This is a genomic window from Streptomyces sp. NPDC050546 (assembly GCF_044457425.1).
Taxonomy (GTDB): Bacteria; Actinomycetota; Actinomycetes; order Streptomycetales; family Streptomycetaceae; genus Streptomyces.
Genome location: NZ_JBITGX010000018.1, coordinates 60,254 through 76,691 on the forward strand (window position 1 = coordinate 60,254; position 16,438 = coordinate 76,691).

The following is a 16,438-nucleotide window of genomic DNA, read 5'->3' on the forward strand; positions in this document are numbered from 1 at the left end:
ACTACGGCTCCTGTGCGGGCGCACCCCCCGTTCGGGGGTAGTGAGTCCTGCATCACGGATTACACGATGGTTCGGAGCCGCCCGGCAATGGTCCGGTACTCAGGAGGACAGATGACATCGGCGACGGAGATGTTCCGCGGGGCGCGGGACTTCCTGCTGGAACACCGCGAGGACTACGCCACGGCCTGCGACGGCTTTCGCTGGCCCCGTCCCGAGTACTTCAACTGGGCGCTCGACTGGTTCGACGAGATCGCTCACGGCAACGCCCGCACCGCCCTGCACATCGTCGAGGAGGACGGCCGCGAGACCCGGCTGTCCTTCGGTGAGATGTCCGAACGCTCGGCGCGGTTCGCCAACTGGCTGCGCGCCCGGGGCGTGCGCGCCGAGGACCGGATCCTCGTCATGCTCGGCAACCAGGCCGAACTGTGGATCACCGCGCTCGCCGCGATGAAGCTGCGGGCGGTGGTCATCCCGGCCACCCCGCTGCTCGGCCCCGCGGACCTGCGCGACCGGGTCGACCGCGGCCGGGTCCGGCACGTCATCGCGCGTCCCGAGGACACCGGCAAGTTCGCCGAGGTCCCCGGCACCTACACGCGCATCGCGGCCGGTGCCGCCCCCGGGGGCTGGCTGTCGCTGGACGACGCCTACGAGGCTCCCGCCGACTTCACCCCCGACGCCCCGACCCGGTCCGACGACCCGCTGATGCTCTACTTCACCTCGGGCACCACCGCCCGGCCCAAACTCGTCGAGCACACCCACACGTCGTACCCGGTCGGGCATCTGTCGACCATGTACTGGATCGGCCTGAAGCCGGGCGACGTGCATCTCAACATCTCCTCGCCGGGCTGGGCCAAGCACGCCTGGTCCAACCTCTTCGCCCCCTGGAACGCCGAGGCGACCGTCTTCCTGTACAACTACACGCGCTTCGACGCGGCCCGTCTCATGGCCGAGATGGACCGGGCCGGCGTCACCACCTTCTGCGCCCCTCCGACGGTCTGGCGCATGCTCATCCAGGCCGACCTGACGCAGCTGCGCACCCGCCCGCGCGAGGTCGTCGCCGCCGGCGAGCCGCTCAACCCCGAGGTCATCGAGCAGGTCCGCCGGTCCTGGGGCGTCACCGTCCGGGACGGCTTCGGCCAGACCGAGACGGCCGTACAGGTCGCCAACAGCCCCGGCCAGCCGCTCAAGACGGGCTCGATGGGCCGGCCGAGCCCCGGCTACCGCGTCGAACTGCTGGACCCCGTCTCCGGCGCGCCGGGCGCGAGCGAAGGGGAGATCGCCCTCGATCTCTCCGACCGACCCGTCGGCCTGATGACGGGGTACCACGGCGACGCCGACCGCACAGCGGAGTCGATGGCCGGCGGCTACTACCGCACCGGCGACATCGGAGCCCGCGACGAGGACGGCTACATCACCTATGTCGGCCGCGCGGACGACGTCTTCAAGGCCAGTGACTACAAGATCTCGCCCTTCGAGCTGGAGAGCGCGCTGCTGGAGCACGAGGCGGTGGCGGAGGCGGCGGTCGTACCCGCCCCGGACGAGCTGCGCCTCGCCGTGCCGAAGGCGTACATCGTGCTGGCGGACGGCTGGGAGCCCGGCCCCGACACCGCGAAGGTGCTGTTCGAGCACTCCCGTCAGGCCCTGGCCCCCTACAAGCGCGTCCGCCGCCTGGAGTTCGGCGACCTGCCCAAGACGGTCTCCGGCAAGATCCGCCGCATCGAACTGCGCGAGGCCACGGCGGCCGGCTCGGACGCCGAGTACCGCGAGGAGGACTTCCGGTGAATTCGTACAGCCATGGAACCGGCGGGACGGCCCTGCTCGGCGACACGATCGGCGCCAATCTGGACCGGGCGGTGGCCGCCTGGCCGGAGCGCGAGGCGCTGGTCGACGTCCCGTCCGGGCGGCGCTGGACGTACGCGCGGTTCGGCGCCTCGGTGGACGAGCTGGCGTCGGCCCTGCAGGCGTCCGGTGTCGCCAAGGGCGACCGGGTGGGCATCTGGGCGGTCAACTGCCCCGAGTGGGTGCTCGTCCAGTACGCCACCGCCCGCATCGGCGCGATCATGGTCAACATCAACCCCGCCTACCGCACCCACGAGGTCGAGTACGTCCTCAACCAGGCCGGGGTGTCCCTGCTGTTCGCCTCCGTCGGCCACAAGGCGAGCAACTACCGGGCGATGGTCGGGCAAGTGCGGGGCAGGTGCGCCGAGCTGCGCGAGGTCGTGTACTTCGGCGACCCGAGCTGGGAGGCGCTGCTGGGACGGGCCACCCCCGACGCCCGGGCCCGGTACCCGGAGCTGTCCTGCGACGACCCGATCAACATCCAGTACACGTCGGGCACGACGGGCTTCCCCAAGGGTGCGACCCTCTCGCACCACAACATCCTCAACAACGGTTACTTCGTGGGCGAGTCGATCGCCTACAGCGAGCAGGACCGGGTGTGCGTGCCTGTGCCCTTCTACCACTGCTTCGGCATGGTGATGGGCAATCTGGCCGCCACCTCGCACGGCGCCTGCATCGTCATCCCCGCCCCGTCCTTCGACCCGAAGGCCACCCTGGACGCGGTCCAGCAGGAGCGCTGCACCTCGCTCTACGGCGTCCCCACCATGTTCATCGCGGAGCTCAACCTCCCCGGCTTCGCGGCGTACGACCTCTCCTCCCTGCGCACCGGCATCATGGCGGGTTCGCCCTGCCCGGTCGAGGTGATGAAGCGGGTGGTCGCCGAGATGCACATGGCGGAGGTCTCCATCTGCTACGGCATGACGGAGACCTCCCCGGTGTCCCTCCAGACCCGCAGGGACGACGACCTGGAGCACCGCACGGGCACCGTGGGCCGGGTCCTGCCGCACATCGAGGTCAAGATCGTCGATCCCGCGACGGGTGTCACGCGGCCCCGGGGCACCGCGGGCGAACTGTGCACGCGCGGCTACAGCGTGATGCTCGGCTACTGGAACGAGCCGGAGAAGACCGCCGAGGCCATCGACGCCGGCCGCTGGATGCACACCGGCGACCTCGCCGTGATGCGCGAGGACGGCTACGTCGAGATCGTCGGCCGCATCAAGGACATGATCATCCGGGGCGGGGAGAACATCTACCCCCGCGAGATCGAGGAGTTCCTCTACGCCCACCCCGGCATCCAGGACGTCCAGGTCGTGGGCGTCCCGCACGACCACTACGGCGAGGAGGTCCTGGCCTGCGTCATCCCCCGCGACCCGGAAGCCCCGCCGACCCTGGAGGACGTACGGGCCTTCTGCGAGGGGCAGTTGGCGCACTACAAGATCCCGAGCAGGATTCAGGTCCTCGACTCCTTCCCGATGACGGTGTCCGGGAAGGTGCGCAAGGTGGAACTGCGGGAGAGGTTCTCGGAGGGGCAGGGGTAGGGGTAGGTCACAGCGGTGCGCGCATACACACCCGTGGCCAGCGGTCCAGGCCGTGTTCGGCCTCCGTCGCGCGGATGGCGCGCAGGCCGGGGGTGAGGTCGGGCTCTGGCAGGGTGTGGAAGCCGAGGCGGGCGTAGTAGGGGGCGTTCCACGGGACGTCCGTGAAGGTGGTCAGGGTCAGGGCGGTCAGGCCCTCCTCGCGGGCGTGGGCGGCGGCGTGGGCCAGGAGGGCCCGGCCCACGCCGCGGCGCCCGGCCCGCGGGTGGACCGAGACCTGCTCGATGTGCAGCGCGCCCTCCACGGGCTCGGCGAGCAGATACGCCACCGGCTGGTCCCGTTCGTCCACCGCGACCCAGCAGCGGCCGGCCCGGCGGTAGCCCTCCAGTACGTCGAGCCCGGGCGGCTCGTCGTCGGCGATCTCCGGCATGCCGACGTCGCGGAAGGGGGCGCCGGCGGCGCGTTCGATGTCCTGGAGGGAGGGGAGTTCGGCGGCGGTCGCGGGGCGGACGCGGATACCGGCGCGCCTCGATGTCATTCGGTCACCAGTTTCTTGCGAGGATGCCCCGGCGTTCATGCCTGGAGGAATCGCATCCAGGCGTTGCGACGCGGAGCGGCTCCGCTTCCCGTTCAGGCTACGGAGCACTCATGCCGTTGTCGCGCGCCTTCAAAGTGATGCGAACGCGTGTGCCTGTTGTCGCTGGTCGGGGTGGCGGCTGAGGGTTAGGGGTACGGGCGTGCGGTGGTCGTACGTATGGTCCTTTGGACGGTTCGGGAGGCCATGTTCCGGCCGGAGCCGCGAGGGGGCGAGATGGCGTACGTGGGGGCGGCTGCGGAGGCCGGGCATGCCCGGTACACCTACCAGCTGCGTGTGTCTTCCGCCGCCCGCAAAGCGCTGGCGGCGGAGTGGGACCGGTGCCGGTGGGTGTGGAACGAATGCGTCGCCAAGTCCAAGGCCATACACCTGCACAACAAGGCGACCGGGGAGAAACAGACGTGCGGCCCGGCTCAGCTCGACAGGATGCTGACCGAAGCCCGCGCCCGTACGCCGTGGCTGCGTGAGGGTTCGTCGGTTGTCCAACAGCAGGTCATCCGCGACTTCGGCCGCTCCCGCGCCAAGGCGCTCAAGGACATCAAAGAGCGACTGCCCATGGCACGCTGGGCCGGGATGCCCAAGTGGAAGACCAAACGCGAGGCGCTGCCGACCCTGAACTACACCAAGCGCGGGTTCCGCCTGAAGGACGGTCGGCTGCACCTTGCGGGCGGCATCGCCGTGGCGGTGGTGTGGTCGCGTGAACTGCCGACTGAGCCGTCCTCGGTGCGCGTGTACCAGGACAGTCTGGGGCACTGGTACTGCTCCTTCGTCGTGCCCGCCGAGGTACAGCCGCTGCCTCAAACCGGTCGCGTACTTGGTGTCGACTGGGGTGTGAAGCAGACCGCGACCACCACATCCGACGCACACGACCTGCCCCACGCTCAGCACGGCAGGAAGGCCCAGAAGAAGCTGACGCGGTACGACCGGATGATGGCCCGCCGCAGGCCGAAGAAGGGACAACCGGCATCGAAGGGCTACCGCGAGGCGAAGAAGCTGCGGGCGAAGGCCTACAAGACGGTCGCCCGGCAGCGTGCGGACACCGGCCGCAAGTGGGCCAAGAAGGTGGTCCGCGATCACGACGCTATCGCTGTGGAGAACTTCCGTCCGAGGTTCCTGGCCATGAGCACGATGGCCCGCAAGGCCGCGGACGCCGCCATCGGCGCCACCAAGGACGCTCTGCTCGAGATGGGCCGCAAGCACGGGCGGGACATCCTCCTGGTCCACCCCGCGCACACCACGATGGACTGCGCCAACTGCATGACGAGAGCCAAGCATGCACTGCCGCTGGGTGAGCGCACTTACACCTGCACCGCATGCGGAGAAGTGTCCCCACGGGACAAGAACTCCGCACGCGTGATGCTCTACCGGGCTGGTCTCAACCCGGCTGGTGCCGAGGGCGCAAGACCTCCTGGAGCGCTGCTCCAGGAGGCAGTCTGAGCCAGGAATTCCCTCCTTTCAGGGAGGGGAGGATTCAAACCGGTATCAACGTTGGGTCCCGCCCAGCCGCTGGCCGACGGTGCACGGCTCGCGCCGGCGGTCGGCGACGCGCTCAAGGCGGGTTTGACGATCAACTGCGTCACGGACTGATTGAAGAGTTCGCCAAGCCGTGCGGCGACTGACCGGCCCCGGAGCGGTCAGGGTGCCCGGTCCCCGGTGCCGCCGGTGGCCAGCGCGTCGGCCGGGGCGTTCACCGGGCGCGGTGTGCCGGTGAGGTCGAGGACGAACAGGGGGACGGCCAGGGCGTCGGCGCGGGCCCGGGCGTCGTCCGCGTAGCCGGTGAGGGAGAAGTAGAGGCAGTCGGCGGACTCCGTCATGGCCGTCAGCCACAGGCACTCCACGTCCCGCAGCGTCGCGGGGCGCACGGCCGGGTCGACCTGCGCGAGGACGCCGCGGGCCGCGAGGCCGATGCCCGACGGAGGGCGCTGGTCGGCCCGGCGTACGTCCCGGTAGCCGAGCCAGCGCAGATACAGCGCGGCGGCCGTGACGGCGTCGCGCGCGGTACGGATGGTGACGGACCGGAAGGGCGGCCTGGCGGCAGCGGCGCCGACGGCTGCGGCACCGGGTGTACCCGGCGTGGCCGCGCGGGCGGCATCGGCCTCCTGGTCCGTCCCGCGGTCCGGGGCGGCCGGCCCCCGCCCCTCCGCAACCGGCCCCCGCCCCTCCGCAACCGGCCCCCGCCCCTCCGCAACCGGCACCCTCAGCACCGTCCCGCACGCGCACCCCAGCTCCGGACGCGGCCACTCCCCGCTCCGGCCGCAGGACGCGCAGCGCACGGTCACCCAGTCGTCCTGCCAGACGCGGTGCGAGACGGGCGTCGCCGCACGGTCGCGGTCCAGGGGCGGGCCGACCGGCGCGCCGCACACGCAGGGATACACCGGAGCCGTGTAGCGGTGCTCGCGGTGGCAGGCCGGGCAGCGCACCGGGACGGTCTCGGCCATGTCACTCCAGAACCGGCTCGCGTCGGGACAGCGGATCCATCGTGCTCCTCCGGGCCCCTGCCTGTCCGCCCCTTGCCATCTCTTGACGGCCTTCATCCACCCCACTTACATTAATTCCAGATCGTAGAAGAAGTTTTCCACAATACGGAAGAGCTCACCGCGGGGCGCGACGGGAGTGCGAATCCGACAGCCGAAGCAGGAGTACTCGATGGCTCGAATGACCGCTGCCCGAGCGGCAGTTGAGATCCTCAAGCGCGAGGGCGTGACCGACGCGTTCGGTGTCCCGGGCGCGGCGATCAACCCCTTCTACGCGGCGCTCAAGGCCTCCGGCGGCATCGCCCACACCCTCGCCCGGCACGTCGAGGGCGCCTCGCACATGGCCGAGGGCTACACCCGCACCCGGTCGGGCAACATCGGCGTCTGCATCGGCACCTCCGGCCCGGCCGGCACCGACATGATCACGGGCCTGTACTCGGCGACCGGTGACTCCATCCCGATCCTGTGCATCACCGGCCAGGCCCCGACCGCCGTGATCCACAAGGAGGACTTCCAGGCCGTCGACATCGCCTCGATCGCCAAGCCGGTCACGAAGATGGCCGTGACCGTCCTGGAGGCGGCGCAGGTCCCCGGCGTCTTCCAGCAGGCCTTCCATCTGATGCGCTCCAGCCGCCCGGGGCCGGTCCTCATCGACCTGCCGATCGATGTCCAGCTCACGGAGATCGAGTTCGACCCGGAGACGTACGAGCCGCTCCCGGTCTACAAGCCGGCGGCGACCCGGGCCCAGGTCGAGAAGGCGATCACGCTCCTCAACGAGTCCGAGCGGCCGCTGATCGTCGCCGGCGGCGGGATCATCAACGCCGACGCCGCGGAACTGCTCGTCGAATTCGCCGAGCTGACCGGCACCCCGGTCGTCCCGACCCTGATGGGCTGGGGCGTCCTCCCCGACGACCACGAGCTGAACGCCGGCATGGTCGGCCTCCAGACCTCGCACCGCTACGGCAACGCGACCTTCCTGGAGTCCGACTTCGTCCTCGGCATCGGCAACCGCTGGGCCAACCGCCACACCGGCAAACTCGACGTCTACACGGCCGGGCGGAAGTTCGTCCACGTCGACATCGAGCCCACCCAGATCGGCAAGATCTTCGCCCCGGACTACGGCATCGCCTCCGACGCCAAGGCCGCGCTGGAGCTGTTCGTCGAGGTGGCACGGGAGCTGAAGGCGGCGGGCAGGCTGCCCGACCGCACCGAGTGGGCCGCCGCCGCGCAGGAGAGGAAGGCCACGCTCCAGCGCCGTACGCACTTCGACGACATCCCGATCAAGCCGCAGCGCGTCTACGAGGAGATGAACAAGGCCTTCGGCCCGGAGACCCGCTATGTCTCCACCATCGGCCTCTCGCAGATCGCCGGCGCCCAGATGCTGCACGTCTACCGGCCCCGGCACTGGATCAACTGCGGCCAGGCCGGCCCGCTCGGCTGGACCGTCCCGGCCGCGCTCGGCGTCGCCAAGGCCGACCCGGAGGCCTCCGTCGTGGCGCTCTCCGGCGACTACGACTTCCAGTTCATGCTGGAGGAACTGGCCGTCGGCGCGCAGCACAAGATCCCGTACGTCCATGTCCTCGTCAACAACTCCTACCTGGGGCTGATCCGGCAGGCGCAGCGGGCGTTCGACATCGACTTCCAGGTCAACCTGGAGTTTGAGAACATCAACGCGCCCGAGCTCGGCGTCTACGGCGTCGACCACGTCAGGGTCGCCGAGGGCCTCGGCTGCAAGGCGATCCGCGTCACCGACCCCGCCGAGCTGGGCGCCGCGCTCGAGCAGGCCAAGAAGCTCGCCGCGGAGCACCGGGTCCCGGTCGTCGTCGAGGCGATCCTGGAGCGGGTCACCAACATCTCCATGTCGACCACCAACGACATAGGCAACGTGGTGGAGTTCGAGGAGATAGCGACCGAGCCGGGTCATGCGCCGACCTCGATCAAGACGCTGAAGGTCTGACGCGCGGGAGACCGTACGAGCAGAGGGGCGGCCCGTCCATGGGGACGGGCCGCCCCTTACGCATGACACTCACGCAGGGCACTCACTCATGTCCCTCACGCATCGCGCATGGGGTCAGCCCCCGCCCCCTCCGCATCCGCCGCCACCCCCACCGCAGTAGTGGTAGCCCCCGCCACTGCCGCCCCTGCCGCGTGGCGAGTTCTTGAGCAAGGCATTGCCGCCCACCTCGGCCCGGCGGACCAGCCCCGCCCGCAGGGCGAAGCGCGGCACCAGCAGGTGCAGGGCCGGCTCGCCGTGCAGCGCGACGGCCAGCAGCCGCTCGTCGTCGGTCAGACCGCGCCTGCTCGCGGGCAGCGGATGGCTCTGGCGCAGCTCCCGCACATGGCGGCGGGCGGCGCGCGTCGGGCCGAGCAGCGGGTAGCGCAGCAGACCCGCCCCCGCGAGGGGGATGCGCATCAGCGCCAGCGCGATCCGGATGTCCGGGTCCTTCACCAGGGTCCGCAGGCCGGCGGGCTCGCGCAGGGACGTGTGCACCGCCTGCGCCAAGGGGGACGGCGGCCGCTCCGCGGACACCACGTCCGCGACGCCCTTGCGTATCGTCCCCGGCCGGTCGGCCTCCGCCAGGCCCCGCAGATACAGGTCGACCACGGCGACGGTGACGGCGGCCCGCGGGCCTTCCCCCAGCAGTGCGATCTCGTGCGGCTCCAGCCCGACCGCCGTACCGTCGCTCATGACCTCACCCCCGTGACGGGGTCCGCCGCCCCCGTGACGACGGGCCCCTGCCGGGAATGTGCCCGGCCCCGGGGGCGGTTGAAGCCCCCGGGGCCGGGTTGAGAGGTTCATTTGAGGGTTCCGTACGGGGCCTACGACCGGTGCCGTAGGCGTGTTCACGCGTCGTGGTGCTCCGAGAGTCCCGGCCAGTCGTCCGGGCCGCCGCCCTGCCACTCGACGAGGTCGCTCTCGGCGACATCGGTGACGTACAGGTCGGCCAGCCGCAGGATCTCGGCGACGTCGTCGGCGTGGGTGGCGACGCCCAGGGGTTCCTCGCCCAGGGTGACCCGGCGGGATCCGTCCAGGGCGGGGGAGTGGACCACGACATGCGGATGCTCGGTGGGATGTGCCATGCCTTCAGGCTCCTGCGGACGCACCTGTTCCGCACCCTGAGGGGGCTGGCCGCCCGACGGCGCGAGGCTGGGCGCGACAGGACATTCGCGCCGCCGGACGGGGTCTGTGAGGGGAGGGAGGAGAGAGGTGCGGAGAGTGGTGCTGGGACCGCGGCGGTGCGACGGGGCCCGGAACGGTCTTCCCTCGGGTCGAGAAGCCCGCTCCCGGTCCTTCACCACCGCACTGGCTCGCAACCGCCGCGGTCCACACCCTGCCCGCGTCCGTGCCCGGGGCGACCACCCCTCATCCGGGTCGCCCCGCGCGGTCGGACGCGGTCAGGGAGTTCAGTCCTCGCGCAGGGCGCGTACCGCCTCCTCCACGCGCCGCCCGTACTCGGGGTCGGCGGCGTGGAAGTGCGCGAGGTTCTTCTCGATCACGTCGTCGCGGGAGACCTGGGAGAGGCCGCCGGCGATGTTCGCGATCAGCCGGGACTTCTCCTCGGCGGACATCAGCCGGTACAGCTCGCCGGCCTGGAAGAAGTCGTCGTCCTTGGTGTGCGGGGGCGCCGCGTGGGTGCCCGTGTGGCCGCCGACCGCCAGCGGGGCCGACAGCGGGCGGCCGGTCTCGGCCGGGCCGTCGTACGAGTTCGGCTCGTAGTTCTTCGCTCCGCGGCCCTGGGAGTTGGTCGCCATGAGGCCGTCGCGGCCGTAGTTCCGCGCGGTCGTCGCCTTCGGGGCGTTCACGGCCAGCAGGGTGTGGTTGACGCCCAGACGGTAGCGGTGGGCGTCCGCGTAGGCGAAGAGGCGGCCCTGGAGCATCTTGTCGGGCGAGGGGCCGATGCCCGGCACGAAGTTGTTCGGGGAGAACGCGGCCTGCTCGACCTCGGCGAAGACGTTGTCCGGGTTGCGGTCCAGCACCAGCCGGCCCACGCGCCGCAGGGGGTAGTCCTGGTGCGGCCAGACCTTGGTCACGTCGAACGGGTTGAAGCGGTAGCCGTCCGCCTTCGCCGCCGGCATGAGCTGGACGTAGAGGGTCCAGGACGGGCGCACGCCCCGTTCGATGGCCTGGAGCAGATCCGTCTGGTGGGAGTTCGCGTCCCTGCCGACGGTCTCCGCGGCCTGCTCGGCGCTGAGGGAGCGGACGCCCTGGTTGGTCTTGAAGTGGTACTTGACGAAGAAGGCCTCGCCCGCGCTGTTCGTCCACTGGTAGGTGTGCGAGCCGTAGCCGTTCATGTGCCGGTATGACGCCGGGATGCCGCGGTCGCCCATCAGCCAGGTCACCTGGTGCGTCGCCTCGGGGGAGTGCGCCCAGAAGTCCCAGACGTTGTCCGGCTCCTGACGTCCCGTGAACGGGTCGCGCTTCTGCGAGTGGATGAAGTCCGGGAACTTGATCGGGTCCTTGATGAAGAACACCGGGGTGTTGTTCCCGACGAGGTCGTAATTGCCCTCCTCCGTATAGAACTTGACCGCGAAGCCGCGAGGGTCGCGCACCGCGTCCGCGCCGCCGAGCGAGTCCGCCACGGTGGAGAAGCGCAGGAACACCTCGGTGCGCCGGCCGACGGTGCTCAGGAAGTCGGCGTATGTGAACTCCGTGACGTCGTCGGTCACTTCGAAGTGGCCGTAGGCGCCCGAGCCGCGGGCGTGCACCACGCGCTCCGGGATGCGCTCGCGGTTGAAGCGCGCCAGCTTCTCCAGCAGCTGCTGGTCCTGGAGCAGGAGAGGGCCGCCGGCGCCGGCGGTGGCGGAGTTCTGGTTGTCGGCGACGGGGGCGCCGGACTCGGTGGTGAGCACGCGCTGCGACATCGTGACCTTCCGATACGAGAGGGCAGCGGAAAAATGTTTCCGCTTCGTGGAGCCTAGGGTCGGGGCGAAGTGGGCGTCAACAGTTTGTTGAAGTGGTGGGTAGGGGTACCGGGCGGCGCCGCCGCTTTGGGCGCGACAGGACTGGTGTCAGCGGCGGCGCCGCCCGGGGTGCGGGGGACCCCAAGGGGGCACGGGGTTACAGGGTTACGGGAGTCAGACCTGTGCGCCGGACAGCCGCTCCACGGCCCGCAGCAGCGCCGAGTGGTCCAGGCCGCCGTCACCCTGCGCGCGCAGGCTCGCGACCAGCTGGGCGACCACGGCGCCGACGGGCAGGGCCGCGCCGACGGTGCGGGCGGCGTCCGTGACGATGCCCATGTCCTTGTGGTGCAGGTCGATGCGGAAGCCCGGCTTGAAGTCCCGGCCGAGGAAGTTGTCCTTCTTGCGGGTCAGCACGGTCGAGCCGGCGAGTCCGCCGTTCAGGACGTCCAGGGCCGCCTTGAGGTCCACGCCGGACTTCTCCAGGAAGACCACGGCCTCGGCGCACGCCTGGATGTTCACGGCGACGATCAGCTGGTTGGCGGCCTTCACGGTCTGGCCGGAGCCGTGCGGGCCGCACAGCACGATGGTCTTGCCGAGGGCGTCGAGGATCGGCTTGGCGGAGTCGAAGTCGGTCTGCTCGCCGCCCACCATGATGGACAGCACGGCCTCGATCGCACCCGCCTCGCCGCCGGACACCGGCGCGTCCAGGACGCGGATGCCCTTGTCCTTCGCGGCCTTCGCCAGGTCGATCGAGGTCTGCGGCGTGATCGAGGACATGTCGATCAGCAGGGCGCCCGACCTGGCGTTCTCCAGGATGCCGTCGGGGCCGTAGGAGATGGCCTCGACCTGGGGGGAGGCCGGGACCATCGTGATGACGACGTCGGCGTCCCTCACGGCCTCGGCGATGGAGGGGGCGGCGGTGCCGCCCGCCGCCGCGAGACGGTCCAGCTTGTCCTGCTCCAGCGTGAAGCCGGTGACCTGGTAACCCGCCTTGATCAGGTTCTCGGACATGGGGGAGCCCATGATGCCGAGGCCGATCCAGGCGATCTTGGGAAGCGTCTTGCTCATGATGGGGTGCCTTTCAATGCCAGGGGGGTCAGCGGGGCAGCCAGTCGAAGGTCTCGGCGCTCGGGCGGTCGCCCGGCTTGTACTCGAGGCCGACCCAGCCGTCGTAGCCCGCCTTCCGGAGCTGGTCGAGGAGGTCTTCGAGGGGCAGTGAGCCCGTCCCGGGGGCGCCGCGGCCGGGGTTGTCGGCGATCTGGACGTGACCGGTCTTCGCGGCGAACCGCTCGATCACCGACGGGAGGTCCTCGCCGTTCATGGACAGGTGGTAGAGGTCCATGAGGAAGCGGGCGTTGTCCAGCCCCGTCGCCTCGTTGACCTTGTCGACGACGTCCACGGCCGCCGGGGCGGAGACCAGCGGGTGCAGCGGTGACTCGGGCTGGTTCAGCGCCTCGATCAGCAGCACCGCGCCGGTCCGGTCCGCGGCCCGGGCCGCCAGGGTCAGGTTCTCCAGCGCCAGCGCGTCCTGCTCGGCCGGGTCCACGCCCTCGACGCGGTTGCCGTACAGGGCGTTGAGGGCCGTGCAGCCCAGGGAGGCGGCGAAGTCGGCGGCCACGTCGATGTTGGCGCGGAACCGCTCCGACTCCTCGCCGGGGATCGACAGAGCGCCGCGGTCCGGGCCCGGGAGCTGCCCGGCGTAGAAGTTCAGGCCGGTGAGCCGGACGCCCGCGTCCTCGATCGCCCGCTTCAGGGCGTCGAGCTCGGACCGCTCGGGGACGGGCGCGTCGGTCCAGGGCCACCACAGCTCGACCGCGGTGAAGCCGGCCGCGGCGGCGGCAGCGGGGCGCTCCAGGAGGGGGAGCTCCGTGAAGAGGATCGACAGGTTGACGTTGAAGCGCTGGTCTGCGAATCCCATCGGGGTGGCGCTCCCTTCCTTGTCTTCCGTGGTTCCTGTGCATCGAATTCCGTATTGTGGAATCACGTTTCTGCTTAATGGAAGATTGCCCGTGGTGCGTGAGGGCTGTCAAGAGGGGCTGCCGGAAAGTCCGCCCCGCGCGTCGCGTCGCGTCGAGCGCTCCGACATGCGAAAGCGCCCCTCACTTGGTGTGTGTGAGCCGCTCCATCTGGTCGTGGAGGTGAAGCACGCGGTGCTCAGATTCCGGCTTCATCAGGACGCCGCGGAGGATCCGTGCGCCGCCGGCGTCGGTGGTGACCTTCGGGTGGCGAGCGGTGAACGCCTCGCGGTTGGCCTTGAGCGTGCTCAGGAACACCGGGCCGGGGGCGGCCATGCCGTCGGCCAGAGCGCGTGCCGATGTCGAGTCGATCGAGTCGCACTGGGCGATCGCCCGCCAGGGCTGCGAGGGGATTCCTGACGAATTCGCGACCGAACGGGCGGTCAGTGACAGGCCGTTCAGCGTGGAGTCCTGGTGCCGGCTCGTCTCCTGACGGCATCGGGTCTTCCTCGACGCCGCGTATGGCGGTGCCCTCAGCGCCAGTCGTCGATCACGTAGGCGTCCGGGTGGCTGTAGCCGGGTTCGTTGGGCTTGTGCATGGTCACGCCTTGCAGCCAGGTACGGAAACCGCGGTCGGTCATGCGCCGGTAGGCATCCTGGCGGGCCAGGCTCATTCCGGCGTCCAGTTGCCCCAGCCCCTTCTCGGTGGCCAGCTGCTCGCACGCGTTCAGCAGTCGCTCGAACCGGTCCGCGGCGTCCGGGCCAGGGCGTACGGCGCCGAATTTGACGAAGCACACGTCCTCACCGGCCTCCGACCCCGCTCCGCAGTGGCAGACAGCCAGACCGTCGAGGTCGGAGTCGGCGCCCTTGAGGAGGATGGTGTCACCGAGCCCCTGCGCCTGGGTGGCCATGATCTCGCGCTCCAGGCTCAGGCCCTCGTACACGGCCCCCGTCAGTGCGCGACTGAGGCTCAGTGCGTCGGGCCGCTCAGCGGCGGTCAGCTCGCCGTAGAGCACCCGGCCGGGGACCGCGGCACTGACGGCGACCTGTTTCTTCATGATGGCTGTGAGGAATCGGGGCCAGAAACCGTACCGGCGGTAGAGCTCGAGGTGCTTGGGACTGTGCGAGAAGGTGAACAGGCCGAGGTGGCGGTTCTCCCAGGTGTTGAAGCAGTCCATGACCGGTTCCATGAGGCGCCTGCCGATGCCCTGGTCCCACAGATCCGGACGTACGGTCAGCGGGCCGAAGTACCCGACGCTGCCCCAGTTGGCGGCGAAGTTCGATCCGACGACCTCGCCGTCGACGGTCGCTGCGAAGGCCGCGTGTGGATCCGCTGCCCAGCGGGTGCGGACATAGTCGGCCGTCCCGAAGAACGTCTCCGGCTCAGGGGCCCCGAGGAAGGTCCCGAACGCGACCCTGAAGATCTCGTCGGCCCGATCCAGGTCCGGCTCGACCAGCGGGCGGACCGATACCCTGGCGGCGACACCCGTTCGCTTCGCTGCGGGCATGATCGCTCTCCTTTCCGCCCCTGGTTCCATCGCACCACGGACGTGCGCCGCGGGCGAAGCGACAGGTCCGGCGGTACCTCAGGGATCGAGCGGCCGCACATCAAGGCGACGAGCTGCTGGGCCATGGTGCCGCGCGGGTGGCTTGGTCCTGTGCAGGGCGCGGGGACGCTCTGGTCGGTTAGGGTCGCCTCGTGGCGGACGAGTCGGCTCCGGCGCAGTGAAACCGAAGGTCCTGCGGTGCGTCGCGGCGGTGAAGCAGTCGACTGATGCGCCCCCGTTGTGCCCGGATGTGCCCTCGCGATGGGTGATCAGGGCAAAGATGCAGGTCAGAGAGCTGTTTGGGGGCAGTGTGCGACTGAGAGTGGAGTTCACGACCGAGCCCTTCGACCTGGACGAGGCACCCGCGCACGCGCTGGTGGCCCGCGAGGTCGTGGAGGCCGCCGAACTGGACGCCGTGGACGTCGGCCCGTTCGGCAACACCGCGGAGGGCGGTGCCGACGCGGTGCTCACCGCCGTGGACGCCCTGCTCCGCAAGGCCCTGGAGGCCGGCGCCACCCGGATCTCGCTCCAGGTCAACGTGGCCGAGGAGGGCGAGGCATGAGCGGCGCGGGGGACGAGCCGTTCATCGCGGCCGTGAAGCCCCTGGTCGACGCCATGGGCGGCGAGATGATCCCGCCCGACGAGGCAGGTCCCGACGACGTCGTCCTCTCCTGGGAGGGCAGCGACGCCGTGGCCGTACGGCTGCCGCAGCTCGCCGACTCCCTCGATCACATCCTCGCCGCGATGGAGCGCCGCAAGGGCCCGCTGGCCGATCTGGACCGCAAGGCGAAGCAGGAGGTCGTGCGGATACTCGAGGCGCGCGGCGCCTTCTCCGTGCGGCACGGGGTGGAGACCGTGGCGAGCGCCCTCGGCGTCAGCCGCTTCACCGTCTACAACTACCTGAACCGCGAGAAGGGGGCCTGACCGGCCTCTGTGCCGTGTTCGCATCCTCGCCGTTCATATCCTCGTCGCGAATTTTCAACAAACTGTTGACGTGTCGTCGCGGGAGGGCGTTAGCTATCGGCACGCCCGTTCAGCACGAAGGCCGGATCCGGCCACGGAGGCTCCCGTGACTTCCACTTCCACGCCGCCGGGCCTGGCCCGGTTCAACACCCTCGAGGAGCACGCGGCCCGCACCGCGCTCCACGAGGCGTGCGCCTCCACGGCGTGGGCGAAGCGACTGCTCGCCGCCCGCCCCTACGCCACCCCCGAGGAGCTGTACGCCGCGAGCGACGCCGCCATGGCGGAGCTGACGGTCACGGACCTGGAGGAGGCGATGGCCGGACACCCGCCCATCGGCCGCCCCAAGGCCGGCGACCCCACCTCGGCCCGGGAACAGCGCGGCATGTCCGGCGCCTCCGACGCACTCAAGGCGGAGATGCTCGAACTGAACCTCGCCTACCAGGAGAGGTTCGGCCATGTCTTCCTGATCTGCGCCACCGGCAGGACCGGCGAGCAGATGCGCGACGCGGTCAGGGAACGGATCGGCAACCCGCCGGAGCGGGAGCGGGAGATCGTCCGCACCGAGCTGGGCAAGATCAACCGTATCCGGCTCGCCCGCCTCGTCGAAGAAGACTGAAGAGGACGCCTG

Annotated in this window: 17 protein-coding genes; 8 read left to right on the forward strand and 9 right to left on the reverse strand. The window is 70.4% G+C overall.

The annotated features are described in order from the left end of the window. Window positions 1-111: 111 nt before the first annotated feature. Both ACIBK5_RS34995 and ACIBK5_RS35000 read left to right on the forward strand, forming a co-directional pair. Window positions 112-1,782, forward strand: a complete 1,671-nt coding sequence (locus ACIBK5_RS34995; protein WP_399026050.1) for an AMP-binding protein — start codon at window positions 112-114, stop codon at window positions 1,780-1,782. Further along, entirely contained in the window at window positions 1,779-3,377 is a 1,599-nt protein-coding gene (locus tag ACIBK5_RS35000) for an AMP-binding protein (protein ID WP_399026052.1), read from the forward strand. The genes ACIBK5_RS34995 and ACIBK5_RS35000 overlap by 4 nt, the downstream gene beginning before the upstream one ends. A 7-nt stretch (window positions 3,378-3,384) precedes the next feature. Here ACIBK5_RS35000 and ACIBK5_RS35005 read toward each other — a convergent pair whose 3' ends face one another. Continuing rightward, window positions 3,385-3,891, reverse strand: a complete 507-nt coding sequence (locus ACIBK5_RS35005) for a GNAT family N-acetyltransferase (RefSeq protein ID WP_399026260.1) — start codon at window positions 3,889-3,891, stop codon at window positions 3,385-3,387. Window positions 3,892-4,185: 294 nt separating this feature from the next. On the opposite strand from ACIBK5_RS35005, the gene ACIBK5_RS35010 reads away from it, so the two are divergent. Then, window positions 4,186-5,406, forward strand: coding sequence for an RNA-guided endonuclease InsQ/TnpB family protein (locus tag ACIBK5_RS35010; RefSeq protein ID WP_399026054.1), 1,221 nt, complete (start codon window positions 4,186-4,188; stop codon window positions 5,404-5,406). Between the two features lie 197 nt (window positions 5,407-5,603). Here ACIBK5_RS35010 and ACIBK5_RS35015 read toward each other — a convergent pair whose 3' ends face one another. Next, complete coding sequence (locus tag ACIBK5_RS35015; RefSeq protein ID WP_399026055.1) at window positions 5,604-6,407, reverse strand: hypothetical protein; 804 nt, start codon at window positions 6,405-6,407, stop codon at window positions 5,604-5,606. A gap of 208 nt (window positions 6,408-6,615) precedes the next feature. On the opposite strand from ACIBK5_RS35015, the gene gcl reads away from it, so the two are divergent. Beyond that, window positions 6,616-8,400 carry a glyoxylate carboligase gene (gcl, locus tag ACIBK5_RS35020; RefSeq protein ID WP_399026057.1) on the forward strand — a complete coding sequence of 595 codons (1,785 nt, stop codon included), beginning with the start codon at window positions 6,616-6,618 and terminating at the stop codon, window positions 8,398-8,400. Window positions 8,401-8,514: 114 nt separating this feature from the next. On the opposite strand, the gene ACIBK5_RS35025 is transcribed toward gcl, so the two are convergent. The 6 genes from ACIBK5_RS35025 to ACIBK5_RS35050 all read right to left on the reverse strand — a co-directional run bounded on the left by ACIBK5_RS35025 (window position 8,515) and on the right by ACIBK5_RS35050 (window position 13,636). Further along, window positions 8,515-9,132, reverse strand: a complete 618-nt coding sequence (locus ACIBK5_RS35025) for a TIGR04222 domain-containing membrane protein (protein WP_399026059.1) — start codon at window positions 9,130-9,132, stop codon at window positions 8,515-8,517. 155 nt (window positions 9,133-9,287) lie between these two features. Then, a complete protein-coding gene (locus tag ACIBK5_RS35030) occupies window positions 9,288-9,524 on the reverse strand; it encodes a hypothetical protein (protein ID WP_189721359.1) in 237 nt (78 codons plus the stop codon). Window positions 9,525-9,848: 324 nt separating this feature from the next. Beyond that, window positions 9,849-11,306 carry a catalase gene (locus tag ACIBK5_RS35035; RefSeq protein WP_399026062.1) on the reverse strand — a complete coding sequence of 486 codons (1,458 nt, stop codon included), beginning with the start codon at window positions 11,304-11,306 and terminating at the stop codon, window positions 9,849-9,851. Window positions 11,307-11,519: 213 nt separating this feature from the next. Next, window positions 11,520-12,413, reverse strand: coding sequence for a 2-hydroxy-3-oxopropionate reductase (locus tag ACIBK5_RS35040; protein ID WP_399026064.1), 894 nt, complete (start codon window positions 12,411-12,413; stop codon window positions 11,520-11,522). 28 nt (window positions 12,414-12,441) lie between these two features. Next, window positions 12,442-13,263, reverse strand: a complete 822-nt coding sequence (locus tag ACIBK5_RS35045) for a TIM barrel protein (protein ID WP_399026066.1) — start codon at window positions 13,261-13,263, stop codon at window positions 12,442-12,444. Window positions 13,264-13,444: 181 nt separating this feature from the next. Beyond that, window positions 13,445-13,636 (reverse strand): hypothetical protein, encoded by a 192-nt coding sequence (locus tag ACIBK5_RS35050; RefSeq protein ID WP_399026068.1) that lies wholly within the window; start codon window positions 13,634-13,636, stop codon window positions 13,445-13,447. Here ACIBK5_RS35050 and ACIBK5_RS35055 point away from each other — a divergent pair. Continuing rightward, the gene (locus tag ACIBK5_RS35055; protein WP_399026070.1) at window positions 13,635-13,793 is read left to right on the forward strand and encodes a hypothetical protein; all 159 of its coding nucleotides are present in this window, start codon (window positions 13,635-13,637) and stop codon (window positions 13,791-13,793) included. The genes ACIBK5_RS35050 and ACIBK5_RS35055 overlap by 2 nt on opposite strands. A gap of 40 nt (window positions 13,794-13,833) precedes the next feature. Here ACIBK5_RS35055 and ACIBK5_RS35060 read toward each other — a convergent pair whose 3' ends face one another. Next, window positions 13,834-14,808 (reverse strand): GNAT family N-acetyltransferase, encoded by a 975-nt coding sequence (locus ACIBK5_RS35060; protein WP_399026072.1) that lies wholly within the window; start codon window positions 14,806-14,808, stop codon window positions 13,834-13,836. Between the two features lie 349 nt (window positions 14,809-15,157). Between ACIBK5_RS35060 and ACIBK5_RS35065 the strand changes: the two genes are divergently transcribed. The 3 genes from ACIBK5_RS35065 (at window position 15,158) to uraD (ending at window position 16,426) form a co-directional block, all read left to right on the forward strand. After that, window positions 15,158-15,409 carry a hypothetical protein gene (locus ACIBK5_RS35065; protein ID WP_184588829.1) on the forward strand — a complete coding sequence of 84 codons (252 nt, stop codon included), beginning with the start codon at window positions 15,158-15,160 and terminating at the stop codon, window positions 15,407-15,409. Next, window positions 15,406-15,771: a helix-turn-helix domain-containing protein gene (locus ACIBK5_RS35070; RefSeq protein ID WP_382585402.1), complete on the forward strand. Its 366-nt coding sequence runs from the start codon at window positions 15,406-15,408 to the stop codon at window positions 15,769-15,771. The genes ACIBK5_RS35065 and ACIBK5_RS35070 overlap by 4 nt, the downstream gene beginning before the upstream one ends. A gap of 145 nt (window positions 15,772-15,916) precedes the next feature. Beyond that, complete coding sequence (gene uraD / locus ACIBK5_RS35075; protein ID WP_399026075.1) at window positions 15,917-16,426, forward strand: 2-oxo-4-hydroxy-4-carboxy-5-ureidoimidazoline decarboxylase; 510 nt, start codon at window positions 15,917-15,919, stop codon at window positions 16,424-16,426. Window positions 16,427-16,438: the final 12 nt, after the last annotated feature.